Raw genomic sequence first — 17,422 nt, forward strand, 5'->3', positions numbered from 1 at the left:
TGGTGTGCTCAAAGAGGCCGGTGCCTACCAAATAGAGCTAGGCGAGGGAACCGCCCATATGCGAGCAGTCCCCAACCGCCCGGCGAATAGATCGTCGAAGCGTTCGTGGTGGCGTATTCGCAGGTCTGATGTGAAACGTCGTCGCGAACACACTTGTTCGGCTCCAGGATCTTCATGCAGGGGGCGGATTTTCATCGGGACAGCGTCTCGCGAACGCGACGTTCTCGGGATGTTGTTGAGGTGGCAGCCGATTACTGGCGTCTCTCAGCCCATGAATGCGAGTGCGGATTTGTAGAGCATGTAGACGGCAACGCAGGCGATAAGCACCGAGAAAACGGTGTTGAGCCGGCCCTTGGCCTTAGCGAGCCGCCGCGCCACTAGAGCCCCGAGTCCGGTGCCGACGATACCACCGCCGATGAAGGTGCCGGCCAGCGGCCAGTCGATCAGACCGGACCAGGCGTAGTTGGCCGCGGTCGTAAGCCCGAAGGCGGTCACAGCGATCAGCGAGGTGCCGACGGCGCGATATACGGACATCGAGGTCGATGCAACGAGGGCAGGCACGATCAGGAACCCCCCGCCAATGCCGAAGAACCCGGAAAGGCCTCCGGTACCGAAGCCGAAACTCAATACCTTGGGGAGATTGTCGCTGTTGCAGGTCACGCCTTCTTCGCCGGCGTCCTTGCGCCCGCGGTACATGGCGAAGGCCACTACCAGCATCAGCAGGGCGAACAGGAACAGTAGTTGCTGCCCGTCGAAAGCCTTGCCCAGCGTCGATCCCGCGAACGCGCCGACGATCCCGGCGGACGCGAAAACCGCGCCGCACCGCCAGTTGACGTTGCGCGAACGGGCGTGGTTCCACACTCCGGCAAGGGCATTGACCGCAACCGCGAGCGCGCTGGTGCCGATGGCGAGGTGGGGGCTTTTTACGCCGACCAGGTAGACCATCAGCGGAACCGCGAGGATCGATCCGCCGCCGCCGACGAGACCGAGCGTGAAGCCGACGAGGATGCCGCTCAGGCCGCCCAGCAGATATTGCAGTTCGGTCACGCCACGAGCCTTAAAGCAGGTTCAGCGGCAGCTTGAGATAGCTGACGCCGTTTTCTTCGGGCTCCGGCATGTGACCGGCTCGGATGTTCACCTGCAGCGACGGCAGGATCAGGCGCGGCATTCCCAATGTCGCGTCACGTGCTTCGCGCATGGCGACGAATTCGTCCTCGCTCACATCCTTGTGAACGTGCACGTTGCCGGTCTTTTCTGCGCCCATGGTGGTTTCCCAGACGAATTCGTCGCGGTTAGGCGCCTTGTAGTCGTGGCATAGAAACACGCGCGTCTCGTCGGGCAACTGCATCAGCCGACGGATCGAGCGAAACAGCGTGCGTGCGTCACCCCCGGGAAAGTCTGCCCGGGCAGTTCCGTAGTCGGGCATGAAGAGTGTGTCGCCGACAAATACGGCATCGCCGATGACATAGGCCATGCAGGCGGGGGTGTGGCCGGGGACGTGCAGCGCAATTGCGTCGATCCCGCCGACGGTGAAGCGTTCGCCATCACGCATCAGCCTGTCGAACTGCGACCCATCATGCGCAAAGCTGGCCGGTTCGTTGAAAATCTTCGCAAACGTTTCCTGCACGGTGCGGATTTCGCCGCCTATGGCCAGCGCCCCGCCGAGCACTTTCTGGATGTAGGGCGCGTCGGAGAGGTGGTCGGCATGGGCATGGGTCTCAAGCAGGAAATCCACCGTCAGAGCCTCTGCACGAATGTAGTCGATGACAGCATCAGACGAGGCGTGACTCGTACGGCCGGAGGGCTGGTCGAAATCGAGCACGGAATCGATCACTGCCGCCCGCCGCGTTTTCGGGTCGTGCACGACGTGCGTTGCGGTAAATGTCGCTTCGTCGAAGAACGTGCGGACTACAGGCGCCTCGCCGGAAGAGATTGCCGATCTGACCTGGGCTGTCGCGGTTTCGGTGGGAGTATCGGTCATTGTTCAATAATTCCGGTGAGAGCGTTGAGTTGCCAGGCGGCGACCAGACGTTGCCCCTTGGCTTCAAGCAGTGCCGCTTCGGCCTTGATGGCCTCGCGCTCCGCATCGAGTACGGGCAGTACCGGCACGGAGCCCACTTGCGCTTCGAGTTTGCGTCCGCGCAGCGCTTCGGTCGCCGCCTCGGTCTGCAGGCGGGTGGCGTCGACCATGCGCTGCGCCGTTGCGAGGCCGGTCCAGGCGTCTATGACCATACCGGTGAGGTTCTGGTCTGCCTGGCGTAGACGTGCCTCGCTGGCATCGACTTCGGCGCAGGCAGCGCGCGTTTGCGATGCCACGCGGCCGCCGGCAAACAGCGTCCAGCGCCCGCGAACGCCGACGGAGAAGGAATCCGCCCGGTAGTCGGGGAAGAACTGGTCGCGCACGTGGGCCGCTTCAGCGAACGCCCCGATCTGCGGCATGCCCTCCGCCTTGGCGGCGCGCACGCCCGCCTTGGCGACATCGACCGCGGCCTTCGCCTGGCGTAGCGACGGGTTCGACGTGCGAGCAAGGTCCAGCGCCTCATCGAGCGTGGGCGGCGTGCGCGGCAGGCCCGGCAGGGGGGCGAGATCGCCTGCAGGCTTTCCGGTCAGGCGCTCGTACGCGGATTGAGCGGCTGCCAATCGTCCTTCGGCGTGAGCCTTTCCTGCCTCGGCTTCGGCCTTTCTGGCCCGGGCCTGCGCCAGTTCCGAACTGGTGATTTCCCCCGCCTTGAAGCGCAGACCGGCCTGACGTGCGACTTCGGTCAATTCCTTGACCAATTGAGCATAGCGCGCGTTCAGTTTTCGCGCGGTGAGCACCTCGGTGTAGGCGGAAATGGCCTGGACGATCGTTTGCAGCCGTGCATGTTCCGCCTGGAAACCGGCGATCTTCGCGCCGCCCCTGGCCTGGTCGATGGCAGAGGAAATGCGACCGCCGGCATAGAGCGGCATTTCTGCCGTCCCCTGAAGCGCCAGGGGCGTCGTGTTGGCGGCCTTGATGCCGAAGAAGCCGCCATTGTCGATACGGCCCGTCCCGACCGATCCCTCGACCCGAAGGAGCGGATTGCTTTCCGCCTTTGCGCGATCGAGACGGGCCTTCGCCGCCGCTTCATCCGCCTTGGCAGCCTCGAGTGCCGGCGCATGTGCCAGGGCATCGGCAATGGCAGCGTCGAGGTCCTGCGCCGACGCGGAGGGAGAGGCGACGAAGCAGGCCAGGGGGACCAGGGGAAGAAACAGGCGGCGCATAAGTGTCTCGCTCAGCGAAAGGCGTTTCCGGGTTTCACACCCAGCTTCTTGAAGATCATTGCGGCAGGGCAAAATCCGGTAAAGCTCGCCTGGATCATGTTGAGACCTGCAAAGATCGTGAGGGCAAGCCACCAGGGACTGACGTAGATCGACAGCAGCACGCTGGCGAGCACGACGATACCTGCGAAACGAAGAACGGCTGCATCGAGATTCATCGATCCTCTCCTTTACTTGAACCGCAGCTTGCGGATGCCCAGGGCATGCATGGCCAGCTTCTCGTAGAACGGCTCGCTCTTGCCGCGACGCACCTTGTGCAGGAAGTACTTCTCGAACCCGACCTTGGCCATATGGACCCACTTGCCGCTGGAAGACCAGTTCAGGTTGCGTGGCGGAATCTGCGGCTGTGCGACGAAGGCAACGCCGCCATCACCGAAGTCGGCAAGGCAAACCGCGTTCCAGGTGGCTTCTTCCGAAGGCTCCTTGCCGGCGAGTTCGAGCTTCAGATTCTGGGCAATGGCGGTGACCATCGATTCGATCATGAATCCGGTCTTGGGAACGCCGACCGGCACCGGCGTGGGGCCTACCGGGGGGATCGCCACGCACACGCCCAGCGAGTAGACGTTCTTGAAGGTGGGATTGCGCTGGTGCTTGTCCGCGAGGATGAAGCCGCGCGGATTGACGAGGCCTTCCACGCCCATCACGGCATCGATTCCGCGGAAAGCGGGCAGCAGCATGGAATAGCCGAACGGCAGATCGTGCGTGGCCTTTACCGATCCGTCCTCTGCCAGTTCCTCGCAGTGCATCATGCCGTCTTCGATACCGGTGATGCGGTTGTTGCAGATCCACTTGATGTGGCGGTCGCGCAGTTCGCTTTCCAGCAGACCCTTGGTATCGCCCACGCCGTCCAGGCCGAGGTGACCGATATAGGGCTCGGCGGTGACGAAGGTCATCGGCACCTTGTCGCGGATCTTGCGGCGCTTGAGTTCGGTGTCGAGGATGAGCGCGAATTCGTAAGCCGGGCCATAACAGGATGCCCCCTGGACGGCACCCACGACGATCGGCTTGGGGTCGGCGCAGAAGCGCTCGAACGCGTCTGCTGCGGCGGTCGCGTGATCGGTCTTGCAGACCGATACCGTGTGCCCGTCCGGACCCAGTCCTTCGATCTCGTCAAAGGCCAGTTCAGGGCCGGTGGCGATGACGAGATAATCGTAGTGCAGGGACGTGCCGTCGTTCAGTTCGAGTCGGTTCTCCTGCGGATGCACCTTCTTCGCGCCCACCGCAGTAAAGCCGATTCCCTTTTTCTTCATGATCGGCGGCAGGTGGACCTTGATGGCTTCCGGCTCGCGCCAGCGCACGGCGACCCAGGGATTGCTGGGAATGAACCAGTAATCTTCCTGGTCGTTAACGACCGTAACGTCCGCCTTGCCTTTTACGGCATCGCGAATTTCGTAGGCTGCAATGGTGCCGCCAAGTCCGGCACCAAGGATAATGATCTGGGGCAATGACATGTCTTGCTCTCCCGTTGTCAGGTCCCCGCACCTGACATGTTCGTCAGGAGGAAGCGGCCCGAGTGGAACGCACTGTATATTGCTTGACTAATATAATGAGTTTGCAATATACGCAAGGGGCAATGTGGGGCGCTGGCAGCAGCGCTGCACGACACTGAATAAAAGGAATTCGTTATGGTCTTTGGTCTGGGAAAGCCGCGTCACAAGGAAATTACCGCCGAGCAGCTCGATTCGATGCTGCGCGCGGATGAGGCGCTCGTCGTCGACGTACGCGAGCCCGACGAATTCGCGGCGGGACACATTCCTGGCGCCATGAACATGCCGCTTTCGTCCTTTCAGGCCTCGAAGCTTCCGCATCCGGCGGGCAAGAAGCTGATTCTCAATTGCCAGGGTGGGAAACGCTCCGGCATGGCGCTCGACAAGTGCGGGCTCGCCACGGCTGAAGTCGATACGCACCTGGCTGGCGGCTTTGGCGCCTGGCAGGCGGCTCGCCTCCCGGTCGAACGCTGAGCGGAAGCCGCGGCGGCACAACAGGGGATGTCATGATGCGCGCAAATGTTCTGGTCCTGTCGGCTCTGGGATTGGCGGTGCTCGGCCTGCCGTTGGCGGGGTGCGGCGGCAGCGAGGAGCCGGTGCAGGAAGCCAAGGCTCCCGCCGGTCCGCGCCTCGTGCTGCAAAAGACCGAAACGGCGGACTGGCAGGATGTCAGCGCCGAAGTGGCCACGGTCGACCAGGCTCAGGTGCTCGCGCGCATTCCCGGCATCCTGACCTCGCTATCGGTTCACGAAGGCGACACGGTGCGCAAGGGGCAGACGATCGGCCGGATCGTCGATAGCCAGCTTGGCCCGCAGGCCGCTGCGGCCAGAGCGCAGATGGTGCAGGCCCAATCCGAACTGAAGCGCGTGAAATTCCTTCATGACAACGGCGTCTACGCCGATGCGCGGCTGGAGCAGGCGCAGGCCGCGGCTGCGTCCGCGCGCGCGCAATATGACGCTGCCACTGCAGTCGCAGGGCAGGGCGTCGTCGTGGCGCCGGCAACGGGCCGGGTCCTGCGCGCAGACGTTCCCGCCGGATCGCCGGTGGCGCCGGGTATGCCCATTGCCGTGATCACCGCCGGGCCGACGATCGTGCGGCTTGATCTGCCCGAGACGCTCGCTTCCAAGGTCCATGTCGGCTCGCAGGTGAAAGCCAGCGATCTCGGCAACGGCGGAGCGACGGGACGCGTCGTCAAGGTCTATCCCGCGGTGACGGCAGGCACCGTAAAGGCGGATGTCTCCATGCCGGGTATCGACGACAAGCTGATCGGACGTCGCATTGCGGCCAAGGTCCAGACCGGGACGCGCGAGGCGCTGCTGGTGCCTTCGCGCTATGTCACCGAGCGGTACGGCATCGCCTACGTCACCATTGTCGGCAAGAACGGCAGCGCGACCCAGGTTCCGGTGCAGACCGCGCCGTCCTCTCAGGAAGGCAAGGTCGAAATCCTCTCGGGCGTCTCTGCCGGTGACACCATCGTTGCCGCTGGAACCGGAGCGACCGGGCAATGAATCTCGGCATCTCCGGCAACCTGACGCGCGCGACCATTCAGTCGCCGCTTACGCCGCTGTTTCTGCTTGCGGCCATTGTCGTAGGCCTGATCGCTACCATCACGATCCCGCGCGAGGAGGAACCGCAAATCAAGGTTCCGATGGTGGACATCATGGTTCAGGCGCCGGGACTGACAGCTCCTGACGCGGTCGAACTGGTGGCCAAGCCGCTCGAGACCATCGTCAAGAGCGTGAACGGGGTCGAGCACGTCTATACCCAGGCGCAGGACAATGGCGTTCTCGTGACCGCACGCTTCCTTGTGGGATCGAACCCGGAAGATGCGGCAATCCGCATCAATGAGAAGATCGAGGCCAACAAGGACCGCATCCCGGTCGGCATTCCGCCCCCCCAGGTGACGGTGCGTGGCATCAACGACGTGCCTATTGTTGTCCTTACACTGACGCCCAAGCCCGGTGCTGCCGGCCAGTGGAACGACCAGGCGCTTGCCGAACTCGCAGGCAAGCTGCGCACCGAAGTGGCCAAGGTCGACGATGTCGGTCTCACCTTCATTACCGGCGGTCAGAAGATGGCGCTGCGCGTCGTGCCCGATCCGGTCAAGTTGGCTGCCTATCGCGTTCCGCTCGGTAACGTCATCGAGGCGGTCAGCCAGGCCAACCGCGCGTTTCCAGCGGGGACGGTGCGCGAGCAAGGGCAGGCGGCTCTTGTCGTCGCGGGCCAGACGCTGAAGGACGCACAGGAACTCTCACGGCTTACCGTGCGCTCGGTCACAGGTGCGCCGGTTCTGCTGTCCGATGTCGCCAGGGTGGAACAGTCCCCGACGCAGCATCAGGCCCGCGCCTGGCGCTGGGCCAAGGATGAGAATGGCCGGTGGTCGATGGCGCCCGCGGTCAGCCTCGCCATAGCCAAGCGTGCAGGCGCCAACGCGGTTACCGTTTCGGATCAGATCGTCGAGCGAGTGCACTTGCTCGAAGGCAAGCTCATCCCGGATTCGGTCCATGTTGCCGTGACGCGCAACTATGGTGAAACGGCGGACGAGAAGGCCAACGAACTTATCTTCCACCTGGCACTCGCGACCGTTTCGATCGTGATCCTGATCGGCTTTTCCATCGGCTGGCGCGAGGCCGGGGTGACGGCAATCGTCATTCCCACGACGATCATGCTGACCATGTTCGCATCCAACGTGATGGGCTTCACGATCAACCGCGTCAGTTTGTTTGCATTGATCTTTTCGATCGGTATCCTCGTCGATGATGCCATCGTCATGATCGAGAACATCGCCCGACACTGGGCGATGAAGGATGACCGGAGCGCCATCGATGCGGCGGTCGATGCCGTCGCCGAAGTCGGTAACCCCACCATCATCGCCACGCTGACGGTCGTCGCGGCGTTGCTGCCGATGCTTTTCGTCTCCGGACTCATGGGTCCCTACATGGCGCCGATCCCGATCAATGCGTCCGCGGCGATGATCTTCAGCTTCTTCGTGGCGGTTATCATTGCGCCCTGGCTGATGATCCGCTTTGCGCGCACGGCGCTTTCGCAGCACGAGCACGAGGATACGCACGGCGGCAAGCTGGGCGGGCTGTACAAGCGCACCGCCGCGAAGGTTATCGCCACCAGGAAGGGGGCCTGGCGCTTCCTGATCGCGGTCGGCATTGCCACTCTGATCGCCTGCTCGATGTTCTACTTCAAGGCCGTGACGGTGAAGCTGCTGCCGTTCGACAACAAGAGCGAAGTGCAACTCGTCGCCGACATGCCGGAGGGAACAAGCCTGGAAACGACGTCGCGCATCCTGGAGCAGGCTGCCTCGGTGACGCGCTCGATCCCCGAGGTGGTTTCGATGGAAGCCTATGCGGGCACCTCGGCGCCGTTCAACTTCAATGGTCTCGTCCGTCACTACTTCCTGCGCAACCAGCCGGAAATGGGCGACCTGATGGTCACGCTGGAGCCCAAGGGCGACCGGTCGCGCTCGAGTCATGAAATTGCGGTGGACCTGCGGGAAAAGCTAAGGGCGGTTCCACTTCCTGCCGGCGGTTCGCTCAAGGTCGTCGAAACCCCGCCGGGGCCGCCGGTTCTCGCCACGCTGCTGGCCGAGATCTACGGGCCGGATGAGGCCACGCGCGTCAAGACGGCCGAGCAGGTGGAGAAGATCTTCAAGTCCGTGCCCTTCATCGTCGACGTCGACAATTCCTTCGGCGAACCGCGCCCGACGCTCAAGCTGATCCCGGACAGGGCCAAGCTGGACCATTACGGCCTATCGGAACGCCAGCTGTTCGATTCCATCGGCGCTTTGCTGGGAACGCAGACGGTCGGCTATGCACCGCGGGGTGGCGGGCGGGATCCGCTGCCGATCGAAATGACGCTGGACCAGTCCCAGCGCAACTGGTCGGCGGCCCTGGCGGCAACGCCCGTCGCGGTTGCGCAAGGTCCCGCGGGGCCGCAACTCGTCCAGTTGGGACAGCTCGTCACGGCAGAGATGGCGCCCGGGGGGCAAGCGATCTTCCGTCGCGACGGTCGCGGAGTCGACATGGTTACCGCGGAACTTGCAGGCCGTTACGAGGCGCCGATCTACGGAATGCTGGCCGTGGACGACGCCATCGACAGCTATGACTGGACGGCGCACGGTCTGGAGAAACCGGAGATCCTGCTGCACGGCCAGCCGGAGGATGAAAGCCACACCTCTGTGTTGTGGGACGGTGAATGGGAGATCACCTGGGTCACTTTCCGCGACATGGGCGGCGCCTTCATGGTGGCCCTTCTGGGCATCTACGTCCTGGTTGTCGGTCAGTTCCGCAGCTTCACGGTCCCGCTGGTGATCCTCACTCCGGTCCCCTTGACCCTGGTGGGCATCGTGCTGGGCCACATGCTGTTCGGCGCGCCGTTCACGGCCACCTCGATGATCGGCTTCATTGCCCTTGCCGGCATCATCGTGCGGAACTCGATCCTGCTGGTGGACTTTATTCGTCACACGCGTTCGCCTGAGAAGAGCTTGCGCGAGACGCTGCTGGAGGCCGGCATGATACGATTCAAACCCATCGTTCTGACTGCCGCGGCAGCCATGATCGGTGCGGCGGTGATATTGACCGATCCGATCTTTCAGGGTCTGGCTATCTCGCTGCTGTTTGGTCTTGCGTCCTCGACCTTGCTCACGGTTCTGGTTATTCCGGCCATTTACATAGTCTTACGGGACGACGATCGTCCTCTTGAAAGTGCGGGATCATGAAGCCGACCGACCTCACCGAACTCAAAACCAACGCCAACGTGATGGCGGCCCGGCTCAAGATGATGAGCCACCCCGAAAGATTGCTTATGCTGTGCCGGATGGACGAGGGGGAAGTGTCGGTAACCGAACTGGTGGCGCTGACTGGCCTGTCACAGTCGTCCGTCTCTCAGCACCTCGCGATGCTGCGCGAAGAAGGCGTCGTGACCATTCGCGGCGAAGCGCAGACCCGCTACTACAGCCTCAAGGACAATGTCGTGCGGCAGATCATCCATGCCCTTTGCGACATTTGCGAGAATTCCTGCGAGTAACCGGCCTCTTCCTGGAAAACACGTCATGACGGATACTTTGATCATAGCCTGCCCCGCCTGCGCCTCGCTCAACCGTGTGCCGCGTGAGAAACTGGCGCAAGGCGGCAAGTGCGGCCGATGCAGCTCTCCCTTGTTCGACGGGCATCCGGTCACCTTGACAGCGGCAAACTTCGATGCGCACGCGGCGCGCAGCGGAATCCCGCTGCTGGTGGACTTCTGGGCGTCGTGGTGCGGCCCGTGCCGCCAGATGGCACCGCAATTCGAAGCGGCGGCCGCCGATCTTGAGCCGCAAGTCCGGCTCGGCAAGCTCGATACCGAAGCCGAACAGGCCATTGCCGGGCGGTTTGGTATCCGCTCGATCCCGACAATGATTCTGGTCTCGGGCGGCCGCGAGATCGCGCGTCAATCGGGCGCCATGCCGAAAAGTGCGATTGTCGGCTGGGTTCGCCAGGAATTGGGTTGAGGGAGCAGAGATGGCCGAAGCATCGCATCCCCTGAAGTACGAAGACTGGGGCGGCGAGATGGGCGCCAGGTGGCTTGCCAATCTCAAGGGCTTTGAGGGAACGATCGCGCCCGTGGGCGAGGCCCTGCTGGCCCGTGCAGCCTTTGCGCCGGGCGAACGGGTGATCGATCTTGGCTTCGGGGGCGGCGCCACGACCATAGCCATCGCCGAAGCCGTCAGTCCCGGAGGATGCGTGCTGGGCCTCGACATTTCTCCCGACCTCACGAGCGCTGCCACCCGCCGGGCACGGCAGGCCGGCATCGACAATGCGCAGTTCCTTTGCGGCGATGCGGCGACCGCCAGCGTGCCGGATGGCCCATACGACAGGCTTGTGTCCCGGTTCGGCAGCATGTTCTTTGCAGAGCCGGTTGGTGCATTCGCCAACCTTCGCTCCATGCTCAAGCATGGAGGACGGATCGATCTGGCGGTATGGGGGCCGCCCGCGGAGAACCCGTGGATGCGCGAAGGAATGGAGGTCGCGCGCAACCATGTGGAAATGCCGGCGCCGGTTCCGCGCGCGCCAGGCCCCTTTGCCTTCGAAGACCTGGACTACCTGCGAGAGATCCTGGCCGGCTCTGGCTTTCACGATGTCGACATCGGTGCCGCGGTCGGCCAACTTCCGGTCGGCGGTGCAGGCGCGAGCGCCGAACAGGCCCGCGACTTTGCGCAGAACGCGATGGCTTTCGGGCAGGTGCTGCTGGATTATCCATCCGACGTGCAGGCTGCGGTGGCGCGCGAACTCGCGCATCTTTATGGGCGGCACTATCGTCCCGGGGAAGGCGTGATGATGGACTATTGCGCCTGGCTGGTATCGGCGCGGGCCTGAGGTGCCGAACCCGAGGCCGCCGCTCCCCGCCCGGCGGCTCGGAACATTTGCGCTTCTAGACTTCGGGGTCGTCGCTCATGGGCGAACGAAACTCGTGCCACATGCCGTTGATGATGCCGAAGGCGACTGCCAGGCCGAGGCCGAGAATCCAGGAAAAGTACCACATTGGCGTTCGTCCTTCTCAGTAGAGGTCGGGGTCGGTACGGACCTGCTCGATCGTGATCCGGCCGAACATGACGCGCATGGCCCAGGTGGTATAGGCCAGCACGATCGGCAGGAAGATCACCGTCACCAGAAGCATGATCCACAAGGTGAGCTGGCTGGAGGATGCGTTCCAGACGGTCAGGCTCGATTGCGGATCGATGGCGCTGGGTAGGATGAAGGGAAACATCGACAGGCCGACCGTCGATATGATGCCGATCGTGGCCATCGACGATCCGGCCAGGTTGATCAGGTGATTGCGGCTGCGAATGCCGAATAGCACCACCAGCGGGCCTGCAAGACCGAGAATGGGCGCCAACAGCATCCAGGGATGGCGACCATAGTTGTCGAGCCAGGCGCCGGGCGCGGGGGTGGCCGGAACGTAGCGCGGATTCGACGGGCCCATCGGGTCGATCAGCCCTTCGATCCGGAAGCCCATCTGGCCCATGGCGACCCAGATGCCGCCCAGGGCGAACAGGGCGATGGAGACCATCGCGGCGACGCTGCCGATGCGCCTGGCACGGTCGAGCACCGGTCCTTCCTCGATCTTCGTCGCGAGGAAGCCGGCCCCGTGCATCACGACCATCGCTACCGAAAGCAGCCCGGTCATGAGCGCAAAGGGCGAAAACAGCCCGAGAAGAGAGCCCGCGTAGAAGGACCGCAGGTCGCTATCGAGCCGGAAGGGCAGTCCCTGCAGGACGTTGCCAACCGCCACGCCGAAGACAAGCGCAGGCACGAAGCCACCGGTGAACAGTGCCCAGTCCCAGCGGCTGCGCCACGCCGGATCCGGGTGCTTCGAGCGGTACTTGAAACTGACCGGTCGCAATATGAGCGCAGCAAGCACCAGGAACATTGCCAGATAGAACCCGGAAAAGCTGACGGCGTAGACAAAGGGCCATGCGGCAAATATCGCGCCGCCGCCGAGGATGAACCATACCTGGTGGCCTTCCCAATGCGGAGCCACCGCATTGATTGCCATGCGTCGTTCCTCGTCCGTCCTGCCGATGAAGGGCATCAGCGTCGCGACGCCGAGATCGTAGCCATCGGTCAGCGCGAAGCCGATCAGCAGCACACCCATCAGCGACCACCAGATCAGTCGGAGCGTTTCGTAGTCCAGGGGAATTGCCATCTTGCGAAACTCCCTTATTCGGCCGGCAACGGCGCGATGCCGCCGTTCGTGTCGGCCTTGTCGTCCGCGGCCGATGCGTGGTGCTCGATCGGCCCCTTCCGTATTGTCGCGAGCATCAGACGAACTTCGATCACCGCCAGCGCGCTGTAGAGCAGGGTGAACCCGATGATCGTGGTCCAGATCTGGCTGATGGTCAGCGAGGACGCACCGAGGAAGGTGGGTAGCACGCCTTCCACGGCCCAGGGCTGGCGGCCGATTTCCGCGAGCACCCATCCGCCTTCAATGGCAAGCCAGGGCAGCGGGATGATGGCCACGGCGATCCGGAGGAACCATCGCTTCTCGAACTGGCAGACCGACGCGCAGTAGAAGGCGAGGGCGAAAAAGCCGATGAAGAAGAAACCCAGACCTGCCATCACGCGAAAGAGCCAGAACATGACGGGCACGTTGGGGATCGTATCCTTAGCTGCCAGCAGGATCTGCTGTTCGCTCGCCTGCCGAGGGTCCTCGATATAGCGCTTGAGCAGCATTGCGTAGCCCAGATCGCGCTTGTGCTTTTCGAAGGCTTCGCGTGCGACAGGATCGGTGCGGTTGGCCTTGAGCTTTTCGACCGCGTCGTAGGCGACGAGCCCGCTGCGGATGCGTTGCTCCGCCTTGAGGACGAGTTCATTGATGCCCATGACCTCGCCGGTCAGGCTGCGCGTAGCGATAAGCCCGAGGACGAATGGAACTTTGACCTCGTATCGGGTCGTCTGGTTCATGAGATCGGGGATGCCGAAGATGGCAAGGCCGGCCGGGGCGGACTCGGTGTGCCACATGCCTTCAATGGCCGCGAGCTTCATCTTCTGATTGTCGGTCAGCGCATAGCCGGATTCGTCGCCCAGGACGACCACCGAAAGAGAGGAGGCGAGGCCGAAGGCGGCTGCAACCATCATCGAACGGCGCGCGACGTTGGTCCATTTGCCTTTGAGCAGGTACCAGGCGGATACGCCCAGCACGAACACCGAAGCGCAGACGTAGCCCGCACTGACGGTATGGACGAACTTGGCCTGGGCCACAGGGTTGAACAGGACCGAGTAGAAGTCCGTCACTTCCATGCGCATCGTTTCGGGATTGAACGATGCGCCGGCGGGGTTCTGCATCCATCCGTTGGCAATGAGGATCCACAGCGCCGACAGGTTCGAGCCGATGGCCACGCAGAACGTTACGGCGAGGTGCCCGACCTTGGATAGCCGATCCCAGCCGAAGAACATCAGACCCACGAAAGTCGCCTCGAGGAAGAACGCCATCAGCCCCTCTATCGCCAGCGGCGCGCCGAAGATGTCCCCCACGTAATGCGAGTAATAGGCCCAGTTTGTGCCGAACTCGAACTCCATCGTGATCCCGGTGGCCACGCCGAGCACGAAGTTGATGCCGAACAGCTTGCCCCAGAAGCGCGTGATGACCCGCCAGATTTCCTTGCCGGTCATCACATAGATGCTCTCCATGATGACGAGGAGGAACGAAAGGCCCAGGGTTAGCGGTACGAAAAGGAAGTGGTACATAGCCGTGAGCGCGAATTGCAGCCGCGAAAGCTCGACAACCGCCATGTCCATGAGCATGCTCCTGTCGCTATAGGTAGCCGGAGGCGGGACTCGACTCGTTGGGTCCCGTCAGTTAGCGGGTCGCCGAATATTAGAAATAGTTAATGTAGTCAACGTTTCCCTGTTCATGTCATTTTCCCAAGTCCTGCCGACCGATTCCGCCCCAGATGCGCCGCTCGGACGGCGAAAGTCGGGTGCCGCTGCCCTCTGGTGGTTGTCGGACACCGGAGGGGCGATCCTCTTTGCGGCATGCCTGGCTCTCCTGTTGGGAACATGGGCGAGCGGCCCGCCGTGGTCCGAAACCGCGATCGTGCTGCTCGCGGGAATTGTTGCGAGCGGAATTCTGCGAGCCGGTGCGCAGGGCATGGCCGGCATCTCTGGACAGCGGGAAGCGATCGGGGTCAAGCGGGCGTTGCGCACCCGGCTGATCGGCGCGCTCCTGCCCTCGGGCCTCGTTCGGGGGCGCCTGGCAGGCGAGGACCTGCATGTCGCGGTCGACGACGTGGAAGCCTACGAAGGCTTGATGGCGCGGTTCGGCCCGTTGAAGCTGGCGGCGGTGCTGTCGCCGCTGCTGATTGCCGTTGCCGTTACTTTCGCCAGTTGGGTCTGCGCGCTCATCATGATGGCGACGCTGCTGCCGTTCGGTATCGCCATGGCCTTTGCCGGTCTGGCGGGAAAGGCAGAGGCCGAAAGGCAGTTGCAGGCTCTTTCGCGCTTGTCGGGGCTTTTCGTCGATCGGGTTGCGACGCTGCCCGTCACCTTGTCGTTCGGCGCAGAGGACAGGGTGACGCGGCAAATTGGTGAAGCGGCGCGCGAAGTGGCCACGCGCACGATGCAAGTGCTGCGCATCGCTTTCCTGTCGAGCGCAGTGCTGGAATTCTTCGCAGCGCTATGTGTGGCGCTGGTGGCCGTGTACTGTGGGTTCTCGCTTCTCGGCCTCTTGCCGTTTCCGGCCCCGGAAGAACTCACGCTGGGACGGGCGTTCTTTGCACTGGCACTTGCCCCCGAGTTCTACCTCGGCATGCGCAGAATGGCAGCCGCCTACCATGACAAGCAGCAGGGCGAAGCTGCCTGTGCAAGCATCGAGGCTGCCCTCAGCCAGGCCGAGTCCCGCCCTCGGGCAACGCCAGAGCACTCGAATGTTCCCGTGTGCTCTCTGGCCGTAGATCACCTCCAGGTCGCCTATGCCGACAATCGCATCGGACCATTCTGCGCAAACTGGCAAGCACCGGGCCTTCACGCGGTGGCGGGGGCCACGGGCGTGGGCAAATCCTCGCTGCTCCATGCGCTGATCGGCATGACCCCCGAGATGTCCGGCACCGTTGCGTTGAACGGAGAGGCGGTCACGCCCGCCTCGCTGGTGCACCTTGTCGGTTGGGCAGGGCAGCGGCCTCTACTGTTGCCTGGAACATTGGCGGACAACCTGATGCTGGGAACCAGCCCTGACGCCGATCTTGGGTCCCTGATCGAGGCTTGCGGACTGGCGGAACTGGTGAGGCTACGCGGGCTCGATCTCGCCATCGATCCTCGCGGCTCCGGCCTTTCCGGTGGCGAGCGGCGGCGCATCGGCCTGGTCCGGGCCATCGCCTCCGATCGGCCTATACTGCTTCTGGACGAACCGACAGCAGATCTCGACGGAGAATCCGCGGGCCGCGTCATCCAGCTTATAGCGGAGGTTGCGCGGGACCGGCTGGTAATCGCCGCGACACATGATCCCGATCTTGTCGCCCGCAGCGCCAGCGTAGTGAGGCTGGCATGATTGACCAGTTGCTTCGCGAGGCAAGCGGTCGCCAGCGCCGTGCAACCGGCGTTGCAATTCTCCTGGCCGTGCTTGCGGCAATCTCGGGCGTCGGCCTGCTGGCGGTCTCCGGCTGGTTCCTGACTGGCGCCGCCATGGCCGGGGCAGCCGGTGTCGCGGCTGTGCGCGGGTTCAATTACCTGACGCCCAGCGCCGCTATCCGGGCCTTCGCGGTGGTACGGACCCTGGGGCGCTACGGTGAGCGGCTGTTCAGCCACCGCGCCGCTTTTTTCGCGCTGGCCGATGTCCGGCCGGCGCTCTTTGCCCGGCTCGCGGCCGCACGGCCCGAATCGGTATTCTCCCGCCCGCCGGGGGAGGTGGCGACGCAGCTCGGGTCGGATGTCGATGCGCTGGAGGATGCCGTTGTGCGCCGCGTGACCTGGCCCGGCGCGCTGGCCGGAGGCGTCACGGCTCTGGTCGCTTGCCTGTTTGCCGGTCCCTGGTCGGCAGCCGCCCTGGCAATCGGTCTGACGGCCATGCGCCTCGTATCGCGTACGCTTGCGCCAAGGCTGATTGCAGTGCCTGTACGAAGACGGGCCGATGCGCTCACCCGGCTCAAGTCCGCTTATGCAGAATATGCCGCCTGCGCCGTCGAGATCACAGCGTACGGACTGGTACCGCAGATCGTCGAAGCCATGGCCCCCGACGTCGAGGAACTGGAGGCCTCGCGGCTCGCCGTCGTCAATGCAGAAGCGTTGACCCAGGGGCTGCAACTCGTGCTCGCGGCTTTGACGGTGGCGTGCGTGCTGGCGCTGGCGAAAGGTGGCGCCGCGCTCGCCGCCGCTGCCGCGCTTGCTGGTGCAGCGGGAGCGGAAGCGTGGTCCGGTCTGACGCGAACGGACTTGCAGCGCCCGCGAGTCGACGATGCCATGGCGCGCCTTGAAGGAATGGCCTCCCTGCCTGCGCGCGCGCCACATCAAGCCGATACGGATCGTTTGGCCACGCAATCTCTGACCCTTGCGGGGGAGGGCATATCATGCGTGCTCGAACCCGGCGGACGCGTGCTGATCGCCGGCGCTTCGGGGGCGGGCAAGTCCCGCATCCTGGGGACGATCCTCGGGCTTCGGGCCGACGCGCCGCAACGGGTCCTCGTCGGCGACATCGAGGTGCGCGATCTCGGCCTGGAAACACTGCGCAGGCTTTTCGGCAGCGCTCCCCAGGATGCAGCGCTTTTGGCGGGCACCGTGGCCGACAACCTGCGTCTCGCCCGGCAAGGCGTGACGGAGGCGCAGATGTGGGAGGCGCTGGAAGTGGCATGTCTCGCAGATACCGTTCGGAACTTGCCGCATGGGCTGGACCAGTGGCTCGGTGCCGATGGCGCCCGTCTGTCCGGCGGTCAGCGCAAGCGCCTCTCGTTGGCGCGCGCGCTTCTTTCCGGGCGGCCCTGGCTTGTGCTCGATGAGCCGACTGAGGGGTTGGACAGCGTGACCGAGCGGCGCGTGGCGGAAAACCTTGAGGCATGGCTCGAGCGGACCGGTACCGGCCTGATCCTCGTAAGCCATCGCGAGGGCCTCCATGCTCTGGCCGGTTATGTCTTTTCCCTCTGAAAACGACGCACCGTG

The 17,422-nt window shown here is 63.8% G+C and carries 16 protein-coding genes; 8 read left to right on the top strand and 8 right to left on the bottom strand.

What is annotated here, in order from left to right:
* Positions 1–264: 264 nt before the first annotated feature.
* The 5 genes from LK12_RS09405 to LK12_RS09425 are packed head-to-tail and all read right to left on the bottom strand — an operon-like array spanning position 265 to position 4,751.
* A complete protein-coding gene (locus LK12_RS09405) occupies positions 265–1,047 on the bottom strand; it encodes a sulfite exporter TauE/SafE family protein (RefSeq protein WP_039282614.1) in 783 nt (260 codons plus the stop codon).
* A gap of 10 nt (positions 1,048–1,057) precedes the next feature.
* The gene (locus tag LK12_RS09410) at positions 1,058–1,981 is read right to left on the bottom strand and encodes an MBL fold metallo-hydrolase (protein WP_039282618.1); all 924 of its coding nucleotides are present in this window, start codon (positions 1,979–1,981) and stop codon (positions 1,058–1,060) included.
* The gene (locus LK12_RS09415) at positions 1,978–3,243 is read right to left on the bottom strand and encodes a TolC family protein (RefSeq protein ID WP_039282621.1); all 1,266 of its coding nucleotides are present in this window, start codon (positions 3,241–3,243) and stop codon (positions 1,978–1,980) included. The genes LK12_RS09410 and LK12_RS09415 overlap by 4 nt, the downstream gene beginning before the upstream one ends.
* Before the next feature lie 11 nt (positions 3,244–3,254).
* Positions 3,255–3,458, bottom strand: coding sequence for a YgaP family membrane protein (locus tag LK12_RS09420; RefSeq protein ID WP_039282624.1), 204 nt, complete (start codon positions 3,456–3,458; stop codon positions 3,255–3,257).
* A 12-nt stretch (positions 3,459–3,470) separates the two neighbouring features.
* On the bottom strand, positions 3,471–4,751 hold the full coding sequence (locus LK12_RS09425; protein ID WP_039282628.1) for an NAD(P)/FAD-dependent oxidoreductase: 1,281 nt from the start codon (positions 4,749–4,751) through the stop codon (positions 3,471–3,473).
* Positions 4,752–4,925: 174 nt separating this feature from the next.
* Here LK12_RS09425 and LK12_RS09430 point away from each other — a divergent pair, with 174 nt between their 5' ends.
* Genes LK12_RS09430 through LK12_RS09455 form a run of 6 tightly spaced genes read left to right on the top strand, consistent with a single transcriptional unit; the run spans position 4,926 to position 11,152 of the window.
* Positions 4,926–5,261, top strand: a complete 336-nt coding sequence (locus LK12_RS09430) for a rhodanese-like domain-containing protein (RefSeq protein ID WP_039282631.1) — start codon at positions 4,926–4,928, stop codon at positions 5,259–5,261.
* A 32-nt stretch (positions 5,262–5,293) separates the two neighbouring features.
* On the top strand, positions 5,294–6,295 hold the full coding sequence (locus LK12_RS09435) for an efflux RND transporter periplasmic adaptor subunit (protein WP_231568307.1): 1,002 nt from the start codon (positions 5,294–5,296) through the stop codon (positions 6,293–6,295).
* Positions 6,292–9,516: an efflux RND transporter permease subunit gene (locus LK12_RS09440; RefSeq protein ID WP_039282635.1), complete on the top strand. Its 3,225-nt coding sequence runs from the start codon at positions 6,292–6,294 to the stop codon at positions 9,514–9,516. The genes LK12_RS09435 and LK12_RS09440 overlap by 4 nt, the downstream gene beginning before the upstream one ends.
* Positions 9,513–9,824, top strand: a complete 312-nt coding sequence (locus LK12_RS09445; RefSeq protein WP_039282637.1) for an ArsR/SmtB family transcription factor — start codon at positions 9,513–9,515, stop codon at positions 9,822–9,824. Before LK12_RS09440 ends, LK12_RS09445 begins: the two co-directional genes overlap by 4 nt.
* Positions 9,825–9,849: 25 nt before the next feature.
* Entirely contained in the window at positions 9,850–10,287 is a 438-nt protein-coding gene (trxC, locus tag LK12_RS09450; RefSeq protein WP_039282640.1) for a thioredoxin TrxC, read from the top strand.
* A gap of 10 nt (positions 10,288–10,297) precedes the next feature.
* On the top strand, positions 10,298–11,152 hold the full coding sequence (locus LK12_RS09455; protein ID WP_039282643.1) for a class I SAM-dependent methyltransferase: 855 nt from the start codon (positions 10,298–10,300) through the stop codon (positions 11,150–11,152).
* Between the two features lie 55 nt (positions 11,153–11,207).
* Here the strand turns inward: LK12_RS09455 and cydX are convergent, their stop codons facing one another.
* From cydX to LK12_RS09470, 3 genes are read right to left on the bottom strand one after another with little or no spacing between them, the layout of a single operon-like run.
* Positions 11,208–11,318, bottom strand: coding sequence for a cytochrome bd-I oxidase subunit CydX (gene cydX / locus LK12_RS24190; RefSeq protein ID WP_039282646.1), 111 nt, complete (start codon positions 11,316–11,318; stop codon positions 11,208–11,210).
* A 15-nt stretch (positions 11,319–11,333) separates the two neighbouring features.
* Positions 11,334–12,482, bottom strand: coding sequence for a cytochrome d ubiquinol oxidase subunit II (gene cydB / locus LK12_RS09465; protein ID WP_039282649.1), 1,149 nt, complete (start codon positions 12,480–12,482; stop codon positions 11,334–11,336).
* Positions 12,483–12,496: 14 nt separating this feature from the next.
* Positions 12,497–14,074 carry a cytochrome ubiquinol oxidase subunit I gene (locus LK12_RS09470; RefSeq protein ID WP_039282652.1) on the bottom strand — a complete coding sequence of 526 codons (1,578 nt, stop codon included), beginning with the start codon at positions 14,072–14,074 and terminating at the stop codon, positions 12,497–12,499.
* Between the two features lie 115 nt (positions 14,075–14,189).
* Between LK12_RS09470 and LK12_RS09475 the strand changes: the two genes are divergently transcribed.
* Both LK12_RS09475 and LK12_RS09480 read left to right on the top strand, forming a co-directional pair.
* A complete protein-coding gene (locus LK12_RS09475) occupies positions 14,190–15,821 on the top strand; it encodes an ABC transporter ATP-binding protein/permease (RefSeq protein WP_082010445.1) in 1,632 nt (543 codons plus the stop codon).
* Entirely contained in the window at positions 15,818–17,407 is a 1,590-nt protein-coding gene (locus LK12_RS09480; RefSeq protein ID WP_039282656.1) for an amino acid ABC transporter ATP-binding/permease protein, read from the top strand. The genes LK12_RS09475 and LK12_RS09480 overlap by 4 nt, the downstream gene beginning before the upstream one ends.
* The last annotated feature ends 15 nt before the right edge of the window (positions 17,408–17,422 follow it).

It is taken from the genome of Novosphingobium malaysiense, assembly GCF_000802225.1.
Lineage (GTDB): Bacteria > Pseudomonadota > Alphaproteobacteria > Sphingomonadales > Sphingomonadaceae > Novosphingobium > Novosphingobium malaysiense.